This is a genomic window from Salaquimonas pukyongi (genome assembly GCF_001953055.1).
Classification (GTDB): Bacteria; Pseudomonadota; Alphaproteobacteria; order Rhizobiales; family Rhizobiaceae; genus Salaquimonas; species Salaquimonas pukyongi.
In genome coordinates, this window is sequence record NZ_CP019044.1 from 940,898 (window position 1) to 957,487 (window position 16,590).

Sequence of the window (16,590 nt, forward strand, 5' to 3'; positions counted from 1 at the left end):
TGCCATGAAGATTACCCGCATCAGCATTTGGCAAGTGCCGCTGACCAGCCATACCGCCTACTACATGGCGGAGGGCAAGGCCTGCGATACGGTGGACACCATCGTGGTGCGCCTTGATACGGACAGTGAGATTTCCGGCTGGGGCGAGGTCTGTCCCATCCCGCATTATCTGCCCGCCTATGCAAACGGCGTTCTGCCGGCAATCCGCGACATGGCAGCTGTTCTAATAGGCGCAGATCCGGTGGGCCCGGAGGCACTGATGGCAAGGCTGGATGCCCATCTTCAGGGCCATCCTTATGCGAAATCCCCAATCGACATGGCCCTGTGGGACATCACGGCAAAGACCGCCGGCTTGCCGCTTTACGCGCTGCTGGGCGGCAGGCGGCAGGAAACCCTGCCCCTGTACCACTCCATCACCTGCGTGGCACCCGGCGAGATGGCACGCATTGCGGGCGAAACTCATGCAAAAGGCATTCGCCAGTTTCAGGTAAAACTCGGCGCGGACAACGACTGGCAGGCGGATGTGGAGCGCCTGAAACAGGTGCGCGAGGCGGTGGGCGACGGCCCGCTGGTCTATGGCGACTGGAACTGCGGCGCAAACCGTCTGGACGCCATTCGCGTCGGGCGTGCGGTCGCCCATCTCGATATCATGCTGGAACAGCCCTGCGCCACAATCGAGGAATGTGCGCAGGTGCGCCAGGCGACCGGATTGCCTCTGAAGCTCGACGAAAGCGCCCATGACACGGCAAGCCTGCTGAAAGCCTGGCAGGCAGGCTGCATGGACGCAGTCGCCATCAAGCTTTCGAAATTCGGCGGCATCACCAAATCCCGCGCTGCCCGCGATCTGTGCGAGCACCTGGGCGCCAAGATGTGCATTGAAGATACCTGGGGTTCGGACATCACAACCGCTGCGCTGCTGCATTTGGGGGCTTCAGCCGGGCACAAGCACCTGATGAATGTGTGCGATCTTTCCGGTTACGTGAAACCCCGCCTGGACCCGTCTGCACCGGCCCGCAACAAGGGCCGGATTGCCCCGCCCCAGGGGCCGGGTCTCGGCGTTGCGCCGGACCTGCAGGTGCTGGGCGCGCCTCTTGAAGTCATGGCATAGGAAGCAAACATGAACCGTATCCACACCCAGGCTGACTGGATCGACCGCGCCAGGGCCGTGCTGCCTGCAGGCGGCTTCGGCAATTTCGATCCGGGCATCATCATCCGCGACGGCAAGGGTTCTCGCGTGTGGGATGAGGACGGCAATGAATATATCGACTATCTGATCGGTTCCGGCCCGATGTTGCTTGGCCATGGCAATGAGGAGGTCCAGGAAGCCGTCTTCGAGCAAATTCCCCGGGGCATGACGTTTTTTGCCAACAATGCAGCCGGTATCGAGCTTGCAGAGGAAATCTGCCGCGCCGTTCCCTGTGGTGAACAGCTGCGCTACGTGTCCACCGGCGGAGAAGCCGACATGTATGCCATGCGGCTCGCCCGGGCATATACGGGCCGTGACAAGATCCTGAAATTCGAAGGCGGCTATCACGGCATGAGCGCGGAAGCGCAGATGAGCCTTGCGCCCTCGCGCCTGGTCAATTTCCCGCAGGCCGTGCCGGATTCAGCCGGCATCCCCGAAGCGGTTCGCAACGAGGTCTGGGCAGCGCCCTTCAACGACATCGAGTTTCTGCGCTCCTTCATGAGCGAGCATGGCGGCCAGATTGCCGGTGTGATCGTCGAACCGCTGCAGCGCACGGTTCCTCCCGGGCCGGGGTTTCTTGAAGCCCTGCGCGAAGCGTGCGAGCGCTACGGGATCGTGCTGATCTTCGATGAGATCGTCACCGGCTTCCGGTTTGCCTATGGCGGCGCCCAGGAACTGTATGGCGTCACACCCGATGTCTGCACGCTCGGCAAGGTGATCGGCGGCGGGTTTCCCCTTGCAGCGATCACCGGCAAGGCTGACATCATGGCCCATTTCGACAAGGACAAGGTGGGCGCCGACAAATGGCTGATGCAGATGGGCACCTTGTCCGGTAATCCGGTTGCTGCGGTGGCAGGGCTGAAGACCCTGGAAATCCTTCGCCGTCCCGGCACCTATGAAAAGCTCAGGGAAAACGGCACTGCGATCATGGCCATGCTGGAAAAACACCTCGGCGAAGCGGGCATCGCCCACAGGATCGTTGGCGATCCTACCCTGTTCGATGTGCTGTTTACCGAAAAGCAGGTGCGCGATTATCGTGACGTGCTGTCGGCGGATGGCGTGAAAAACGCTGTCTTCAACAAGGTGCTGCGCGAGCACGGCATCTTCAAATCGCCGGGCAAGCTTTACCCCTCACTGGCATTGACCCAAGAGGATCTGCAGCAGACCGGGGAGGCGATCGCGGCAGCGGCAACAGCATTGCAATCAGTGCAGTAGCAAGAAAGCACGCCTTTTCGCATATCCTGCATTGTGCGGTGCGGCAAAGAGGGGGCTGGCGGATAGCCGCCGGTTTGCTAATACATCCTCTCTTTGAAGCCTTGCGGGGGAATCCATGAACCTGGCGGAATGGCTGGTGCGCTCGGCAAGAAACGCTCCCGATGCCCCGGCGCTGATCTCAGGAAACGAACAAATCGCCACCTATGGCGAATTTGCTGCCAAGGCGGCGGGCTTTGCCGGTGCGCTGCGTGATTGCTTCAACGTTGCTCCCGGCGACCGCATCGCGATCTTTGCTGCCAACACGGTGCAATATCTGGTGGCGATGTATGGCGCATGGTTTGCCGGTGCTGTCATTGTGCCGGTCAATGCCAAGCTTCATCCGCGGGAAGCTGGCTGGATCATCGAGGATTCACAGGCTGTCCTGGCATTGATCACCGACAAGCCGGGCGCTGCCCTTGCCGGCATGCTGCCGGAAAGCTGCGGGCATCTCATCGATCTTCAATCGCCTGAGTTCGAAACGCTTTGCGCTCATACGCCCCTTCCAGCACCGGTTTCCCGGCTGCAATCCGACATGGCCTGGCTGTTTTACACCTCCGGCACGACAGGGCGTCCCAAGGGCGTGATGATGACCCATGGCAACATCCACGCCATGGCCTTTGCCTATTTCGTCGATGTCGACCAGGTCTACGAGACCGACGCCGCTTTTTATGCCGCGCCCATGAGCCACGGCGCCGGCCTCTACAACGTCATGCATGTGCTCAAGGCGGCGCGCCATGTGGTGCCTGCTTCCGGCGGGTTTGATCCGGCGGAGATTTTCGAACATGGCCGCGCCACCGGCAGCCTGCACATGTTTGCCGCCCCCACCATGATCCGCCGTCTGGTCGATCATGCCAGGGCCTCGGGGGAAACCGGCGAGGGCATCCGGACCATCGTTTATGGCGGCGGACCGATGTATCTTGCCGACATCATCGAGGCAGTTGATGTGCTGGGTCCGCGTTTCGTGCAGATTTACGGTCAGGGCGAAAGCCCCATGTGCATCACGGCGCTTTCACGCGAAGCGGTCTGCGACCGGGATCACCCGCGCTGGAAGGAGCGGCTGGCTTCCGTCGGCAGGGCACAATCCTGTGTGGAGGTTGCCATTGCCGCAGAAGACGGCGCCTTGCTGCCTGCCGGACAAAGCGGCGAGATCATCGTGCGTGGTGCACCGGTGATGGCCGGTTACTGGAACAATGAAAAGGCAACGGCTGAGACGATCCGCGATGGCTGGCTGTGGACCGGCGACATGGGCGTTCTCGATGAGGACGGCTATCTGACGCTGAAGGATCGCTCAAAGGATGTCATCATATCGGGCGGCACCAACATCTATCCCCGCGAAGTGGAAGAGGTTCTGCTCGTGCATCCGGCGGTCCACGAGGTTTCGGTCATCGGCGTGCCCGATGTCGAATGGGGAGAAAGCGTTTGTGCCTTCGTGGTGCTGGCCAGCGGTGAGAAAGCCGATGCAGCCGCGCTCGGCCGTCACTGCACGGAACACATTGCCCGTTTCAAACGGCCGAAGTCATACCGGTTTGTCGACAGCCTCCCCAAGAACAACTATGGCAAGGTGCTGAAAACCGAATTGCGAAAAATCGCCGAACAAACAGGAGAAAATCCATGAGCGGACATCTTGCGGGCAAAACCGCGCTGGTAACCGGATCGGTACAGGGGATCGGGCTTGCCGTGGCAAAGAGCCTGGCGGGTGCTGGTGCGCGCATTGCGGTGCACGGATTGGCCAGCGAGGCTGAAGCAGCAGCAGCAGAAGATGAAGTTCGCGCCGCCGGTGCGACCGAAGCGAAGTTTTTCGAGGGCGATCTGCGCGATGCCGCCGCCATCGGCAAGCTCGTCAAGGCCGTGGAGGATTGGGGACCGCTCGACGTGCTGGTCAACAATGCCGGCGTTCAGAAGACGGTCTCCATCGCCGATGCGGATGCAGCGACCTGGGATGCCATCATCGCCGTAAACCTGTCGGCTGCCTTCCACACCATGCATTACGCCCTTCCGAACATGGCAAGGCGCGAATTTGGCCGCGTCGTCAACATTGCGTCGGTGCATGGTCTGGTGGCGTCTAAAGAAAAGGCGCCCTATGTCGCCTCGAAATTCGGTCTCGTGGGAATGAGCCGTGTTGCGGCGCTTGAATATGCTTCCGTGGGCTCCCGCGAAACCGGCGGCGTGACGATCAACTGCATTTGCCCCGGCTGGACGGAAACCGCATTGATCGAGCCGCAGATCGAGGCCCGCGCCCAGCAGGCTGGCGGCGGCCGTGCCGAAGGCGTGCGCGCACTCCTGTCGGAAAAGCAGCCAAGCCTGCGCATGTCCGATCCTTCCGAGATCGGCGATCTGGCAGCCTGGCTGTGCCACAAGACCGCGCACAACATCACCGGCGCCGCCATTCCCGTCGATGGCGGCTGGACGTCTCAGTAAACCCGGCAATTGGCACCGCCCGCATGCCGGCATAAATAGAAATACGCCAATCAGCCGATCAGGGCTCGACGTGAACAACCTTATGAGACTCCACATCTAGCGCGCCGCGCTTGGTGTGCCGGCACCGTTTTCCGCGCAGATGCGTTGCCAGATGACATCTGCGGCTGCCTTGCGCTTGCGGTGGGCGAAGGCAACGATGGAAAGGTCCATCGAAAGGCCTTCGATGGTGACCGGGCGCACCCGTTCATTCCATCGGCCTTTCAGGATACACTGGGGGATCCAGCCCATGCCGAGCCCGGCGGCGATACCGCTGCGGATAACCTGTGCCATCTCGCTTTCGATCCGGCGCACGCCGTAGACGCGAAACGGCGCCTGTTCGATGATCGCTTCAACCAGACGGCCAAAATAGGCGTCCTTCGAATACATCAGCAGCGGCACGGGGTCATCCGGCGTGCCGGTGGGGTTCTCGCGTCCTCCCGCATATCCGCGTGCAACACAGGGTATGAGGCGGTCCTGCTCGATGGTGTGGGAAACAAACAATTGCGGATCGAGCAGCACCGGCAGTTGTTCGGCGCGGTGACAGATCAGAAAATCGACGGAGCCCGATATGAAGCGGGATATCACCTCGTTGACATTTGCAATCCGCGTTGCCGCAGAAACGCCGGTTTCACGAGACCAGCCGGCCCACCAGCCGGTAAACCGTGCGGCCGCCAGTGCGTGGGGCAGGGCAATGGTAACCTTCGTATCCCTTCCCGGAAACGGTCCGCCAAGCCGGTTGCGCGTTTCCGATAGCCTGGAAAGCGTCTCGCTGGCTTCGCGCTGAAAAAGCTGCCCTTCCGCCGTCAGCGCAACAGGAACCACGCCACGGTCGACCAGCCTGGTGCCCAGCCAGTCTTCCAATTGACGGATCCGGCGGCTGAAAGCTGCCTGCGAAACATTGCGCCTTGCAGCAGCCCTTGTGAAGTTGCCGGTTTCCGCCAGGGTGACGAAATCCTCCAGCCATGCTGTGTCCATTTTCCGCCCGTCCGGTTTTCCGTTCCGTCATTCGTATCATGCAAAATTTGCAACACATAATGCAGGATACGTCATCCAGCTACGCCTGATATAGCAGAATTTGGCGTTATCATCCATAATTTGCATTGGATTAGGTGTAAGGCATCGGACCATACTGAAGTTTGGTGCCGGAACGGAGCTGTCAGCCCTGTTCCGGAAACCCGTTGTGCGGGCGTGTATTGCCTCGCGACAATTCAGCAAGGAGGACCTTATGAAGAAACTATTTCTGGCGCTTTCCCTCTGTGCCGCTGCCACACTCGGCGCAGGAGCGGCAGTAGCCGCTGAACAGCAATTCATTTCCATCGGCACGGGCGGAGTGACTGGTGTTTATTACCCCACGGGTGGCGCGATCTGCCGGCTCGTCAACAAAAACCGCAAGGAACACGGCATTCGCTGTTCGGTGGAATCGACCGGCGGTTCGGTCTACAACATCAACACCATTCGTGCCGGAGAGCTTGAATTCGGTGTCGCCCAGTCCGACTGGCAGCACCATGCCTATCACGGCACATCGAAGTTCGAGGAAAAAGGCGCATTCGAAAAACTGCGCGCCGTCTTCTCCGTGCATCCCGAGCCGTTTACGGTTGTTGCCCGCGCCGATTCCGGCATCAAGAACTTTGAGGACCTGAAAGGCAAGCGCGTCAACATCGGCAACCCCGGCTCCGGCCAGCGCGGCACGATGGATGTGGTGCTTGAGGCCCTCGGCTGGACCACTGGTGATTTTGCCGCTGCTTCGGAGTTGAAGGCTGCCGAACAGTCCCAGGCGCTTTGCGACAACAACATCGATGCGATGATCTACACCGTCGGCCATCCTTCCGGCTCCATCCAGGAAGCAACGACGGCCTGTGACTCGGTTCTGGTGAACGTTACGGGCGAAGCCATCGACAAGCTGATTGCCGACAATGCCTACTACCGCACGGCTACCATTCCAGGCGGCATGTATCGCGGCAATGACGAAGACACGACAACCTTTGGTGTCGGCGCAACCTTCGTGACATCCGCCGATGTGCCGGAAGAAGTGGTCTATGAAGTCGTCAAGGCTGTGTTCGAGAACTTTGATGCCTTCAAGAAGCTGCATCCGGCTTTCGCCAACCTGAAGCCTGAAGAAATGGCCCAGGATGGTCTTTCCGCACCACTGCATCCCGGTGCGGAAAAATACTTCAAGGAAGCTGGCATCCTGAAATAGGATACCGTCAAAATGCGGAACCGGCCGGCATGATCAACCCGCCGGCCGGTTCACGCGCCTTGCACGCTTTGTGCAATACACACATGCATTTTGGGGCTTGGGGAGGAGCGTCACATGGCTGCGGAAAAATCCGGGGATCGTAGTTTCACCGATGAAGAACTTCAGGATCTGGTCGCTTCGACCGATTCAGGAGCGCGCAACCCGATCGGGCCGATCGGCAGGGCATTGGCAGGCATCGCCCTCCTTTGGTCGCTGTTTCAGCTCTGGATCGGCGGCCCGCTTCAGTTCATCGCCGGTATAACCTTCAATTCCACCGAGGCACGCTCCATCCATCTGGCCTTTGCGGTCTTTCTGGCCTTCATGGCCTATCCGGCCTTCGCCAGAAGCCCCCGCGACCGTATCCCGGTCCTGGACTGGATTTTTGCCCTCGCCGGTGCGTTCTGTGCCGGCTATGGCTATCTGTTTTATGCGACGCTGGCCGAAACCGGTGCCCAGGGCGATCCCACCCAGCTGCAGCTTTACATCGCCGCGGCCGGGCTGATCCTGCTGCTGGAAGCAGCCCGCCGCTCGCTTGGCCCGGCGCTTGCGATCGTCGCTATGGTATTCCTGGCTTATGTCTTTTTTGGCTCCAGTGACGTCGTCCCCGACGTGATCCGCTGGAAGGGCGCGAGTTTCACCAAGACAATGAGCCATATGTGGCTGACCACCGAAGGCGTCTTCGGCATTGCCCTTGGCGTTTCCACCAGCTTCGTCTTCCTGTTCGTGCTGTTCGGCTCGCTCCTCGACAAGGCGGGCGCTGGCAACTACCTCATCAAGCTCGCCTTTGCCCTGCTCGGGCATTTGCGCGGCGGTCCGGCCAAGGCGGCCGTGGTTGGCTCGGCCATGACCGGCCTGATCTCCGGTTCCTCGATTGCCAATGTGGTAACAACCGGAACCTTCACCATTCCATTGATGAAGCGCGTTGGCTTTACCAACGAACAGGCCGGCTCGGTCGAGGTTGCATCCTCGGTCAACGGCCAGTTGATGCCGCCGGTGATGGGGGCTGCGGCCTTCCTGATGGTGGAATACACCAACACGCCGTATCTGAAGGTGATGCAGTATGCGATCCTGCCGGCGCTGATTTCCTACATCGCGCTGGTTTACATCGTTCACCTGGAAGCACTGAAGAACAATACCAAGACCCTGGGCGAGGGCTCTGATATCTCCTTTGCCCAGATGCTGGTTTCAGGCCTTGTTTCGCTTGGCGGCTCGCTGGGTCTTGCCTATGTGCTGGGAGCCTATGTTGCGCCTGCCCTTGGCGGCGGCAACTTCATCAGCCTCATTGTCATGGCTGCTGGCACCGCTTTGCTGCTCCTTGCAACCATGTGGTCGCGCGGCGTACCGGCGAACGGGCCATTGGGCTGGCTGATTTCGACCGGTTCGCTTGCCATCGGCATGCTTGCCACCTTCTTCATCAGCTTCTACTTCTTTATCCGCTTTCTGCAGGACGTGTTCGGCGGGGCGGGTACCGGCATTGACCTTTCGACTCTCGTCATCGTGGCGCTGATCGGACTGGCCTATGTCTTCCTGCTTCGGATCGCCGCCGGCGAGCCCGATCTGGAAGCCGATGACCCCAATGCAGAAGTGGTCAAACTGCCGGTCTTCGGCGAGGTGGTCCGCACCGGCCTTTACTATTTCCTGCCGATCATTCTGCTGGTCTGGTTCCTGATGGTCGAGCAGAAATCACCGAAGCTCTCTGCCTTCTGGGCCGCCGTTCTGTTGATCGTCATGCTGCTTACCCAAAAACCGCTGAAGGCATTCTTCCGCGGCCAGGCCGACATGATCGGCGCCAGGTTCCGAGAGGGATTTGACGATCTCATCGACGGCCTGATCACCGGCGCGCGGAACATGATCGGCATCGGTGTTGCCACGGCGACGGCCGGCATCATTGTCGGCACCGTGACGCTTACCGGCATTGGCCAGGTCATGGCCGATCTGGTGGAGTTCCTGTCCTTCGGCAGCCTGCCGCTGATGCTGGTATGGGTCGGCATTCTCTCGCTCATTTTGGGCATGGGGCTTCCGACCACCGCCAACTACATCGTGGTCTCCTCGCTCATGGCCGGTGTCATTGTCAGCCTGGGTGCGGAAAACGGCCTGATCGTGCCGCTAATCGCAGCCCACCTGTTTGTGTTCTATTTCGGCATCATGGCCGATGTGACACCGCCGGTGGGGCTGGCGAGTTTCGCTGCCGCCGCAGTCTCCGGAGGCGACCCGTTGCGCACGGGATTTACCGCCTTCTTCTACAGCCTGCGTACCGTGGCCCTGCCGTTCCTGTTCATCTTCAACACCGATCTCATCCTGTATGATGTCACCTGGCAGAAGGGTGTGCTGGTCTTCATCGTGGCGACCTTTGCAATGCTGCTGTTTGCCGCCGCAACGCAGGGCTATTTCTTCGCCCGCTCGAAAATCTATGAATCGATCGCCCTGCTGCTGGTTGCCTTCACCCTGTTCAGGCCAGGCTTCTGGCTCGATTACGTCCAGGCACCGTACGAGACGGTCGGCCCGGCTGAAATCGTAAGCGCGGTCGATGCCGCAAAACCGGGCAGCGACATCCGGCTGACCGTCACCGGGCCCGACTTCGACACGGGCGAGATGAAGGAGCTGACCCTGGTCCTGCCGGTTGAAGGCGAGGGCGATGGTGAATCGAGGCTGGCCGATGCCGGACTGACCGTTCTGATGGAGGACAACAAGGCAAAACTGGAAGAGCCGTTCGTCGGCACGACCTTCTCGGAAAAACTGGGAACCTTCGACTTTTATGCCGATGATCCGGTTGAGATCGTTCAGGCGGCGAAGGCAGCCGAACGGATGCCGAAAGAGATTTTCTACATCCCGGCGCTTCTGCTGCTTGCTCTGGTGATCGTCCTGCAACGCCGCCGCCAGACCCAACCGGCCTTCTAAAAAGGAAACGATCATGTTCAAGAAAATCCTCATCCCGGTCGATGTCGATGACGAACACACCTGGTCGAAGGCGGCCGGGGTGGCGGCGCATCTTGCCAAATCAAGCGGAGCGGAAATTCATGTTCTGTCGGTATTGCCGGATTTCGGCCTTTCCATTGTCGGTTCCTATTTCCCCAAGGGTTACGAGGAAAAGGCGGCGCAGGAGGCTGGCAAACAGTTGACCAAATTTGTCAACGAGCATTTCGAGGAGGGCCTGAACGTCCGCCCCCATGTGGTGCACGGCAAGATTTACGAGCAGATCATGGCGGCAGCCGACAAGCTGGGATGCGATGCCATCATCATGGCATCCCACAGCCCCCAACTGAAAGACTATCTGCTCGGCCCCAATGCTGCCCGCGTGGTGCGCCATGCCCGCCAGTCTGTCTTCGTGGTTCGCGACGAAGGCTGACCGGCAATGAGCGCTTTGCCAACAGCGCTTCGCCGGCACGGTAAAAACCATGTTTTCGGCCGCTCGACCCGCCATCATCCGCCCCTGGTGGCGGACGGGGAGGGCTGTTACCTGATCGATGCAGACGGCAAACGCTATCTCGATGGCTCGGGCGGCGCGGCAGTGTCCTGTCTTGGCCATGGCGACCGTGAGGTGATCGGGGCAATCAAGGCGCAGCTTGACAAGGTCGCCTTCGCCCATACCGGTTTCTTCACTTCAGAACCTGCAGAACAACTGGCCACCCTGTTGTGCGAGGCGGCACCGCGGGGCATCGATCGCGCCTATCTTGTTTCAGGTGGTTCGGAGGCAGTGGAAGCGGCCATCAAGCTTGCCCGCCAATATTACCTCGAAAAGGGCGAAGCAACACGCCATCGTGTCATCGCCCGGCGCCAGAGCTATCACGGCAATACCCTGGGCGCATTGGCTGCCGGCGGCAATGAATGGCGGCGGGCACAGTTTGCCCCGCTGCTGGTGGAAACGAGCCATATCACCCCCTGCTACGAATACCGGCTGCGCGGGGCCGATGAGACGCCGGAGGAATACGGCCTTCGCGCCGCAAACGAACTGGAAGCGGAGATCAACCGGCTGGGGCCTGACACCGTCATGGCCTTCATTGCGGAGCCGGTTGTCGGCGCCACCGCAGGCGCGGTTCCGCCTGCTCCCGGTTACTTTCAGCGCATCCGCGAGATATGTGACCACTATGGCGTGCTGCTGATCCTGGACGAGGTGATGTGCGGCATGGGGCGCACCGGCACATTGTTTGCCTGCGAACAGGATGGCATCGCCCCGGACATCGTGACCATCGCAAAGGGGCTGGGCGCCGGCTACATGCCAATTGGCGCGATGCTGTGTTCAGCAAAAATTTATGATGCCATCGACGCAGGCAGCGGCTTTTTCCAGCATGGTCACACCTATATGGGCCATCCCGCCGCAACGGCAGGCGGCGTGGCAGTGCTCACCGCAATCATGGACCGCGGCCTGCTGCCCAGGGTGCAGCAGGCAGGCGAAGCGCTTGACGGCGCCTTGCGCGCACGTTTCGGCCAGCATCCCCATGTGGGCGACATAAGGGGCAGGGGACTTTTCCGCGGTATTGAACTTGTTTCCAGCCGCGAGACAAAAGCGCCGTTCGACCCCGCAAAGGCAATAGCGAAAAAGCTCAAAAAGGCTGCTTTTGAAGCCGGGCTGATCTGTTATCCCATGTCGGGAACCATCGATGGCAGGCAGGGTGATCATGTGTTGCTGGCACCGCCCTTCATCATCACCGATGAGCAGATCGGCGAGTTGACCGACAAGTTGGAAACCGCTTTTTCAAAAGTGTTTTAGACCCGGCGGGTTCGGCGATTGGCCGAAATCTGTGCCCGGAGTGCTGCCAACAGCCCAACAAACGATGCAGCCAGCATGATGGCGATCAACATTGGCGCGGCGTTTGTTTCGGTCAACATCACACCGGTCAGCGTTGTCAGCACAGCGCCCACGGCAACCGTCATGGCGCCGCTGAGACCGGCCGCGCTTCCTGCCAGCTTCGGAAACACCGACATGGCGCCGGCATTGCTGGCCGGCATGGTGATGCCGTTGCCGATACCGACAAAGACCGTTGCCCCGAAATAAGTAAGCGGCGTCAGATAGCCGGCAAAGAGCAGAACAAGTCCGCCTGTCAGTCCGCAGCACGCAACCAGACGGCCCGCCAGCATCAGGCTTGCCATTGGAAGGGTTTCTGCAAGCCTGGCCGAGAGGAAACTGCCTGCCATGAAGCCTGCGGTTATGCTACCGATGTAAACGCCCAGTTCGGCGCTTGAGACGCCGAAGACGGTCATCGCCACCAGCGGTGCTCCGGCAAGAAAAATGTAGAACGCGCCGGTGGAAAACGCCGTACACAGGGCAAAATCCCAGAAACGCGGTTCGCGCAGCAAGGTGGTGGCGCCTGTTTTCACGCCGTCTTTGCCCTGCTGTTCGCGTTCCAGAGTTTCTCCCAGGTCGAACCAGCACAGGACGAGAAGCAGCACCCCGCCGGCAGCATAAACAACGAAATTCGCGCGCCAGCCGAATGCCGTATCAAGCAGTCCGCCAATCATCGGACCCAGCATGGGCGCCAGTGCCATGGCCATGCTGATATAGCCGATCAGACCGGCAGCTTTCTGTTCGCTCCGTGTATCGCGGACAATTGCCAGCGACAGAACATAGCCGGCAACCATGCCTCCCTGCAGCATGCGGAAGAAAAGGAATGTCCACACATCCTGGGCGGCAGCGCACCCCACCGAGGCAGCGGTAAAAACGCCGATCGCCGCCAGAAGAACCGGCCGTCGCCCCACCCTGTCCGACAGTGGGCCGACAATCAGCTGAATGACAGCCGTTACCGCCAGATAGCCGCCCACAGCGAGGGAGACGAGGCCGTAATCTGCCTTAAATGCCTCGGCAATGTTGCCCAGCGATGGCAGGAACATGTTGAGGGACAGGGTGGCAAAGGCCGTCAGCAGGATCAGGGTGATAAGATGCGGGGCTGAGGGTGCAGGGCGCATGTCGAACTTCATCTATATGGAAATAAAAAAAGCCCCCGATAACGATCGGGGGCGCACTAACCGGTATGGTACGGCTTTACCGCACCACGCGCCTTGCGCGCACCACCACGCCCTTGCTGGGGGTAATCCGGTTCATTGTATCTTTGCCTGCTTTCACCGGTTGCGAAGAAACGAATTGCTGCAGCGTTTCACAAAGCGCCGTTGCGTGCAAGTTGCCTGTCGCCATTGTGGCAGGATGCATTTGTTTTGAATGCATTGGGTGGTAGCCTGGTGAAACAACAAGGGGGACACATGACCATTCCAAACATTTTTCTCGCGCTTGGCCTGGGTGCGATCATATCGATCTATTTTCCGATGATTGCCCAATCCGCCAAGATTCTCGGTTCGGGACCGCTTGCCAACGTGCCCTTTTTTGGCATCGCATTCGCAGCCTCTATCGCAATTGCATTGGCAACCGGAAACCGCCTGGGTGATTTGAAGAAAGTTCCTGAAATTCCGCCCTGGTTGCTGACGGCTGGCATCATGAGCGCCGGGCTGATTATCGGCTCATCCTACATTATTCCGCGTATCGGCATCGGACCGTTTTTCGTGCTGCTGGTGGCCGGCCAAGTTCTGGCGGGAATGGTCTTCGGACAGTTAGGCCTGTTCGGCATGGCCGCAAGTCCCCTGACTTTCGCAAAAATCGGTGGGGCGGCGATGGTGGTTGGCGGGGTTTATCTGGTGACCACCGGATAAGATCGCCCCGGACACGACGGCCAATGTGTTGGGCGTCAAACGCCCTCGACGAAACTGTCGAGTACTTTCTTCTGGCCGGCCTTGTCGAAATCGATGGTCAGCTTGTTGCCGTCAATGGCGGCGATGTTGCCATTGCCAAACTTCAGGTGGAACACCCGGTCTCCGACCGAAAAGCCGGAGGAAGGCTGATTGATCGAGGCAGCCACCAATTCGCCATCAATCACCCTGCCGCCCCCTCTGCGATTACGGCCGCCATCCTCTGCCACCTGTGCACCGGACCGCGAACCCCAATTGCTTTTCACCGGGTCGCCCTGTGCACTGGCTGCACGTCTTGCATTGCCGCGCTGGGCGCGCTGCCAGCCCGGTGAGGAATAGGAGGAGGTGAAGGGATCGGATGTGTCAAAACGGGAGGCGCCATAGCCGCCGCCAACCCGGTTGGACCCGTAACCGCCATAGCTGCTGGAGGGTTCCAGCACCTCCACATGGGCTTCCGGCAATTCGTCGATAAAGCGCGAGGGGATGGAATTTTGCCACAGCCCGTGCACGCGCCGGTTGGAGGTAAAATAGATCGTGCAGCGCTCCCGCGCGCGCGTGATGCCGACATAGGCCAGCCGGCGTTCTTCTTCGAGCCCCGACCGCCCCCCTTCATCCAGCGAGCGCTGATGGGGAAACAGTCCTTCCTCCCAACCGGGCAGAAAGACCGTATCGAACTCCAGGCCCTTGGCAGAATGCAGCGTCATCAGTGACACGGCGTCGAGATCCTCGTTCTGCTCGGTATCCATGACCAGCGAAACATGCTCGAGAAAGCCGCGCATGTTCTCGAATTCTTCCATGGAGCGGATGAGCTCTTTCAGATTGTCGAGACGGCCCGGCGCTTCCGGTGCCCGGTCGTTCTGCCACATCTCGGTATAGCCGGACTCCTCCAGGATCGTTTCTGCAAGTTCGGTGTGGGAGGTCGCATCCAGCTGATCTGCCCAGCGCGAGAAATCGTCCATCAGGCTGGCAAGGGTTGCCCGCACCTTTGGCTTGAACTCTTCGGTTTCGACCAGTTCACGCACGGCAGAGGAAAGGGGAATGCCCTGCTTGCGGGCATGATCGTGGATGATACGCAGCGTTGCCTCGCCAATCCCGCGTTTGGGCGTGTTGACGATCCGCTCGAAGGCCAGATCGTCCGCCGGCTGGCAGACCACGCGGAAATAGGCCATGGCGTCACGGATTTCCAAACGCTCATAAAAGCGCGGGCCGCCGATTACCCGGTAATTGAGGCCGAGGGTAACGAACCGGTCCTCGAACTCACGCATCTGAAAGGAGGCCCGCACCAAAATCGCCATGTCGTTCAGGGCATGGTCCTGGCGCTGCAACTGTTCGATTTCCTCGCCCACCTGCCGGGCTTCCTCTTCTGAATCCCAGCAGGCGGCGATCATCACCTTCACATCGCCGGCATCGGCTGCATCGGTAAACAGCGTCTTGCCGAGCCGCCCCTCATTGTGGCTGATCAGATGGGACGCGGCGCCGAGGATATGGGCGGTGGAGCGGTAATTGCGTTCCAGCCGGATGACCTTTGCGCCGGGAAAGTCCTTTTCAAAGCGCAGAATGTTGTCGACCTCCGCTCCGCGCCAGCCATAGATCGACTGGTCGTCGTCGCCAACGCAGCAAATGTTGGGAGGCGTATTGGTTTTTCGCTCCAGATCGCCTTCGGCGATGCCGCTGCGCTGCGCCAGCAGTCTTAGCCACAGATACTGTGCGACGTTTGTATCCTGATACTCGTCCACCAGCATGAAGCGGAACCGGTTCTGGTATTCGGCCAGCACATCGGGGTTCTCCCGGAACAGGCGAATGTTCTCGACCAGCAGATCGCCGAAATCGACGGCATTGAGCACCTTCAGGCGATCCTGATACTGGCGGTAAAGTTCACGCCCCCTGCCATCGGCAAAGGAGCGCGCATCGCCTTCGGATATCTGCTCCGGCGAAAGGCCCTTGTTTTTCCACTGGTCCACAAGACCGGCAAACAGGCGCGGCGGCCAGCGTTTGTCATCAATGCCTTCGGCCCGGATGAGCTGCTTGAGCAGGCGTATCTGGTCGTCCGTATCCAGAATGCTGAAAGAGGACTTCAGGCCGACAAGTTCTGCATGCCGGCGCAATATCTTGGCGGCAATCGAATGGAAGGTGCCAAGCCATGGCATCCCCTCCACCTGTTCGCCGACATAGCGGCCAATGCGTTCCTTCATCTCGCGCGCCGCCTTGTTGGTGAAGGTGACGGCGAGAATTTGAGATGGCCATGCCTGTCCGGTGGCCAGGATATGCGCAATGCGAGTCGTCAGCACCCGCGTCTTGCCGGTACCGGCACCAGCCAGCACCAGCAGCGGACCTTCAAGCGTTTCCACCGCCTCGCGCTGTTCGGGATTGAGCCCTTCCAGATAGCTTGCCGCTTTCGCCTGGCGCGAGGCAAGCGCACGCGCTGCAATGTCCGATGGCGGGCCGCCGGAGGCGGCATCGGCTGCACTTCTTGCAGGCGCGATCTGGTGGGCGGGTTCGGTGGGTCTGGGCATTTGCCGGAATGTAGCGATTCGGAGGGAAATTGAAAGTGGCGGGAGTACCGTTCACCGCCATTTGGCTTCCGCGCCCCGTTGGTTGGGCGCGTGGCGTGTTTCCTGCCGCACTGGCTGTACTGGTTGCATCGGCGATATGTGCAGCCGCGGGGTGAATTCGTGATACACATTGCCGTTTAAACCCGGCGGCAGCGGAACCTTGCAGCCAGTCAGGATTTTAACAGTCTTAACGCGCAATTAACCTTTATGGCGCAGGGTTTTCCTGCCCCGAA

12 protein-coding genes are annotated in these 16,590 nt (G+C 60.1%); 9 read left to right on the plus strand and 3 right to left on the minus strand.

The genetic code is table 11. The annotated features are described in order from the left end of the window. Positions 1-4 precede the first annotated feature (4 nt). The 4 genes from BVL55_RS17155 (at position 5) to BVL55_RS04560 (ending at position 4,858) form a co-directional block, all read left to right on the plus strand. Positions 5-1,108 carry a mandelate racemase/muconate lactonizing enzyme family protein gene (locus BVL55_RS17155; protein ID WP_075995921.1) on the plus strand — a complete coding sequence of 368 codons (1,104 nt, stop codon included), beginning with the start codon at positions 5-7 and terminating at the stop codon, positions 1,106-1,108. Between the two features lie 9 nt (positions 1,109-1,117). Then, positions 1,118-2,401 carry an aspartate aminotransferase family protein gene (locus BVL55_RS04550; protein ID WP_075995922.1) on the plus strand — a complete coding sequence of 428 codons (1,284 nt, stop codon included), beginning with the start codon at positions 1,118-1,120 and terminating at the stop codon, positions 2,399-2,401. 115 nt (positions 2,402-2,516) lie between these two features. Next, entirely contained in the window at positions 2,517-4,055 is a 1,539-nt protein-coding gene (locus tag BVL55_RS04555; protein ID WP_075995923.1) for a class I adenylate-forming enzyme family protein, read from the plus strand. Next, entirely contained in the window at positions 4,052-4,858 is an 807-nt protein-coding gene (locus BVL55_RS04560; RefSeq protein WP_075995924.1) for an SDR family NAD(P)-dependent oxidoreductase, read from the plus strand. Before BVL55_RS04555 ends, BVL55_RS04560 begins: the two co-directional genes overlap by 4 nt. 96 nt (positions 4,859-4,954) lie before the next feature. On the opposite strand, the gene BVL55_RS04565 is transcribed toward BVL55_RS04560, so the two are convergent. Continuing rightward, positions 4,955-5,872, minus strand: a complete 918-nt coding sequence (locus BVL55_RS04565) for a LysR family transcriptional regulator (protein WP_075995925.1) — start codon at positions 5,870-5,872, stop codon at positions 4,955-4,957. Positions 5,873-6,122: 250 nt separating this feature from the next. On the opposite strand from BVL55_RS04565, the gene BVL55_RS04570 reads away from it, so the two are divergent. The 4 genes from BVL55_RS04570 to BVL55_RS04585 all read left to right on the plus strand — a co-directional run bounded on the left by BVL55_RS04570 (position 6,123) and on the right by BVL55_RS04585 (position 11,841). Continuing rightward, positions 6,123-7,094, plus strand: a complete 972-nt coding sequence (locus BVL55_RS04570) for a TAXI family TRAP transporter solute-binding subunit (RefSeq protein WP_075995926.1) — start codon at positions 6,123-6,125, stop codon at positions 7,092-7,094. A gap of 114 nt (positions 7,095-7,208) precedes the next feature. Then, complete coding sequence (locus BVL55_RS04575; protein ID WP_075995927.1) at positions 7,209-10,031, plus strand: TRAP transporter permease; 2,823 nt, start codon at positions 7,209-7,211, stop codon at positions 10,029-10,031. A gap of 13 nt (positions 10,032-10,044) precedes the next feature. Continuing rightward, positions 10,045-10,479 carry a universal stress protein gene (locus BVL55_RS04580; protein ID WP_075995928.1) on the plus strand — a complete coding sequence of 145 codons (435 nt, stop codon included), beginning with the start codon at positions 10,045-10,047 and terminating at the stop codon, positions 10,477-10,479. 6 nt (positions 10,480-10,485) lie between these two features. After that, positions 10,486-11,841 carry an aspartate aminotransferase family protein gene (locus tag BVL55_RS04585; protein ID WP_075995929.1) on the plus strand — a complete coding sequence of 452 codons (1,356 nt, stop codon included), beginning with the start codon at positions 10,486-10,488 and terminating at the stop codon, positions 11,839-11,841. On the opposite strand, the gene BVL55_RS04590 is transcribed toward BVL55_RS04585, so the two are convergent. Continuing rightward, positions 11,838-13,034, minus strand: coding sequence for a multidrug effflux MFS transporter (locus BVL55_RS04590; protein ID WP_075997893.1), 1,197 nt, complete (start codon positions 13,032-13,034; stop codon positions 11,838-11,840). The genes BVL55_RS04585 and BVL55_RS04590 overlap by 4 nt on opposite strands. Positions 13,035-13,325: 291 nt before the next feature. On the opposite strand from BVL55_RS04590, the gene BVL55_RS04595 reads away from it, so the two are divergent. Further along, positions 13,326-13,769 (plus strand): DMT family transporter, encoded by a 444-nt coding sequence (locus tag BVL55_RS04595; RefSeq protein WP_075995930.1) that lies wholly within the window; start codon positions 13,326-13,328, stop codon positions 13,767-13,769. A gap of 35 nt (positions 13,770-13,804) precedes the next feature. On the opposite strand, the gene BVL55_RS04600 is transcribed toward BVL55_RS04595, so the two are convergent. Continuing rightward, positions 13,805-16,318 (minus strand): ATP-dependent helicase, encoded by a 2,514-nt coding sequence (locus BVL55_RS04600; protein ID WP_075995931.1) that lies wholly within the window; start codon positions 16,316-16,318, stop codon positions 13,805-13,807. Positions 16,319-16,590 lie beyond the last annotated feature (272 nt).

Excerpts from the sequence above, each read along its gene's own strand:
- BVL55_RS17155 (WP_075995921.1), top strand. The coding sequence starts at position 5 with ATGAAGATTACCCGCATCAGCATTTGGCAAGTGCCGCTGACCAGCCAT.
- BVL55_RS04550 (WP_075995922.1), top strand. The coding sequence starts at position 1,118 with ATGAACCGTATCCACACCCAGGCTGACTGGATCGACCGCGCCAGGGCC.
- BVL55_RS04555 (WP_075995923.1), top strand. The coding sequence starts at position 2,517 with ATGAACCTGGCGGAATGGCTGGTGCGCTCGGCAAGAAACGCTCCCGAT.
- BVL55_RS04560 (WP_075995924.1), top strand. The coding sequence starts at position 4,052 with ATGAGCGGACATCTTGCGGGCAAAACCGCGCTGGTAACCGGATCGGTA.
- BVL55_RS04565 (WP_075995925.1), bottom strand. The coding sequence starts at position 5,872 with ATGGACACAGCATGGCTGGAGGATTTCGTCACCCTGGCGGAAACCGGC.
- BVL55_RS04570 (WP_075995926.1), top strand. The coding sequence starts at position 6,123 with ATGAAGAAACTATTTCTGGCGCTTTCCCTCTGTGCCGCTGCCACACTC.
- BVL55_RS04575 (WP_075995927.1), top strand. The coding sequence starts at position 7,209 with ATGGCTGCGGAAAAATCCGGGGATCGTAGTTTCACCGATGAAGAACTT.
- BVL55_RS04580 (WP_075995928.1), top strand. The coding sequence starts at position 10,045 with ATGTTCAAGAAAATCCTCATCCCGGTCGATGTCGATGACGAACACACC.
- BVL55_RS04585 (WP_075995929.1), top strand. The coding sequence starts at position 10,486 with ATGAGCGCTTTGCCAACAGCGCTTCGCCGGCACGGTAAAAACCATGTT.
- BVL55_RS04590 (WP_075997893.1), bottom strand. The coding sequence starts at position 13,034 with ATGCGCCCTGCACCCTCAGCCCCGCATCTTATCACCCTGATCCTGCTG.
- BVL55_RS04595 (WP_075995930.1), top strand. The coding sequence starts at position 13,326 with ATGACCATTCCAAACATTTTTCTCGCGCTTGGCCTGGGTGCGATCATA.
- BVL55_RS04600 (WP_075995931.1), bottom strand. The coding sequence starts at position 16,318 with ATGCCCAGACCCACCGAACCCGCCCACCAGATCGCGCCTGCAAGAAGT.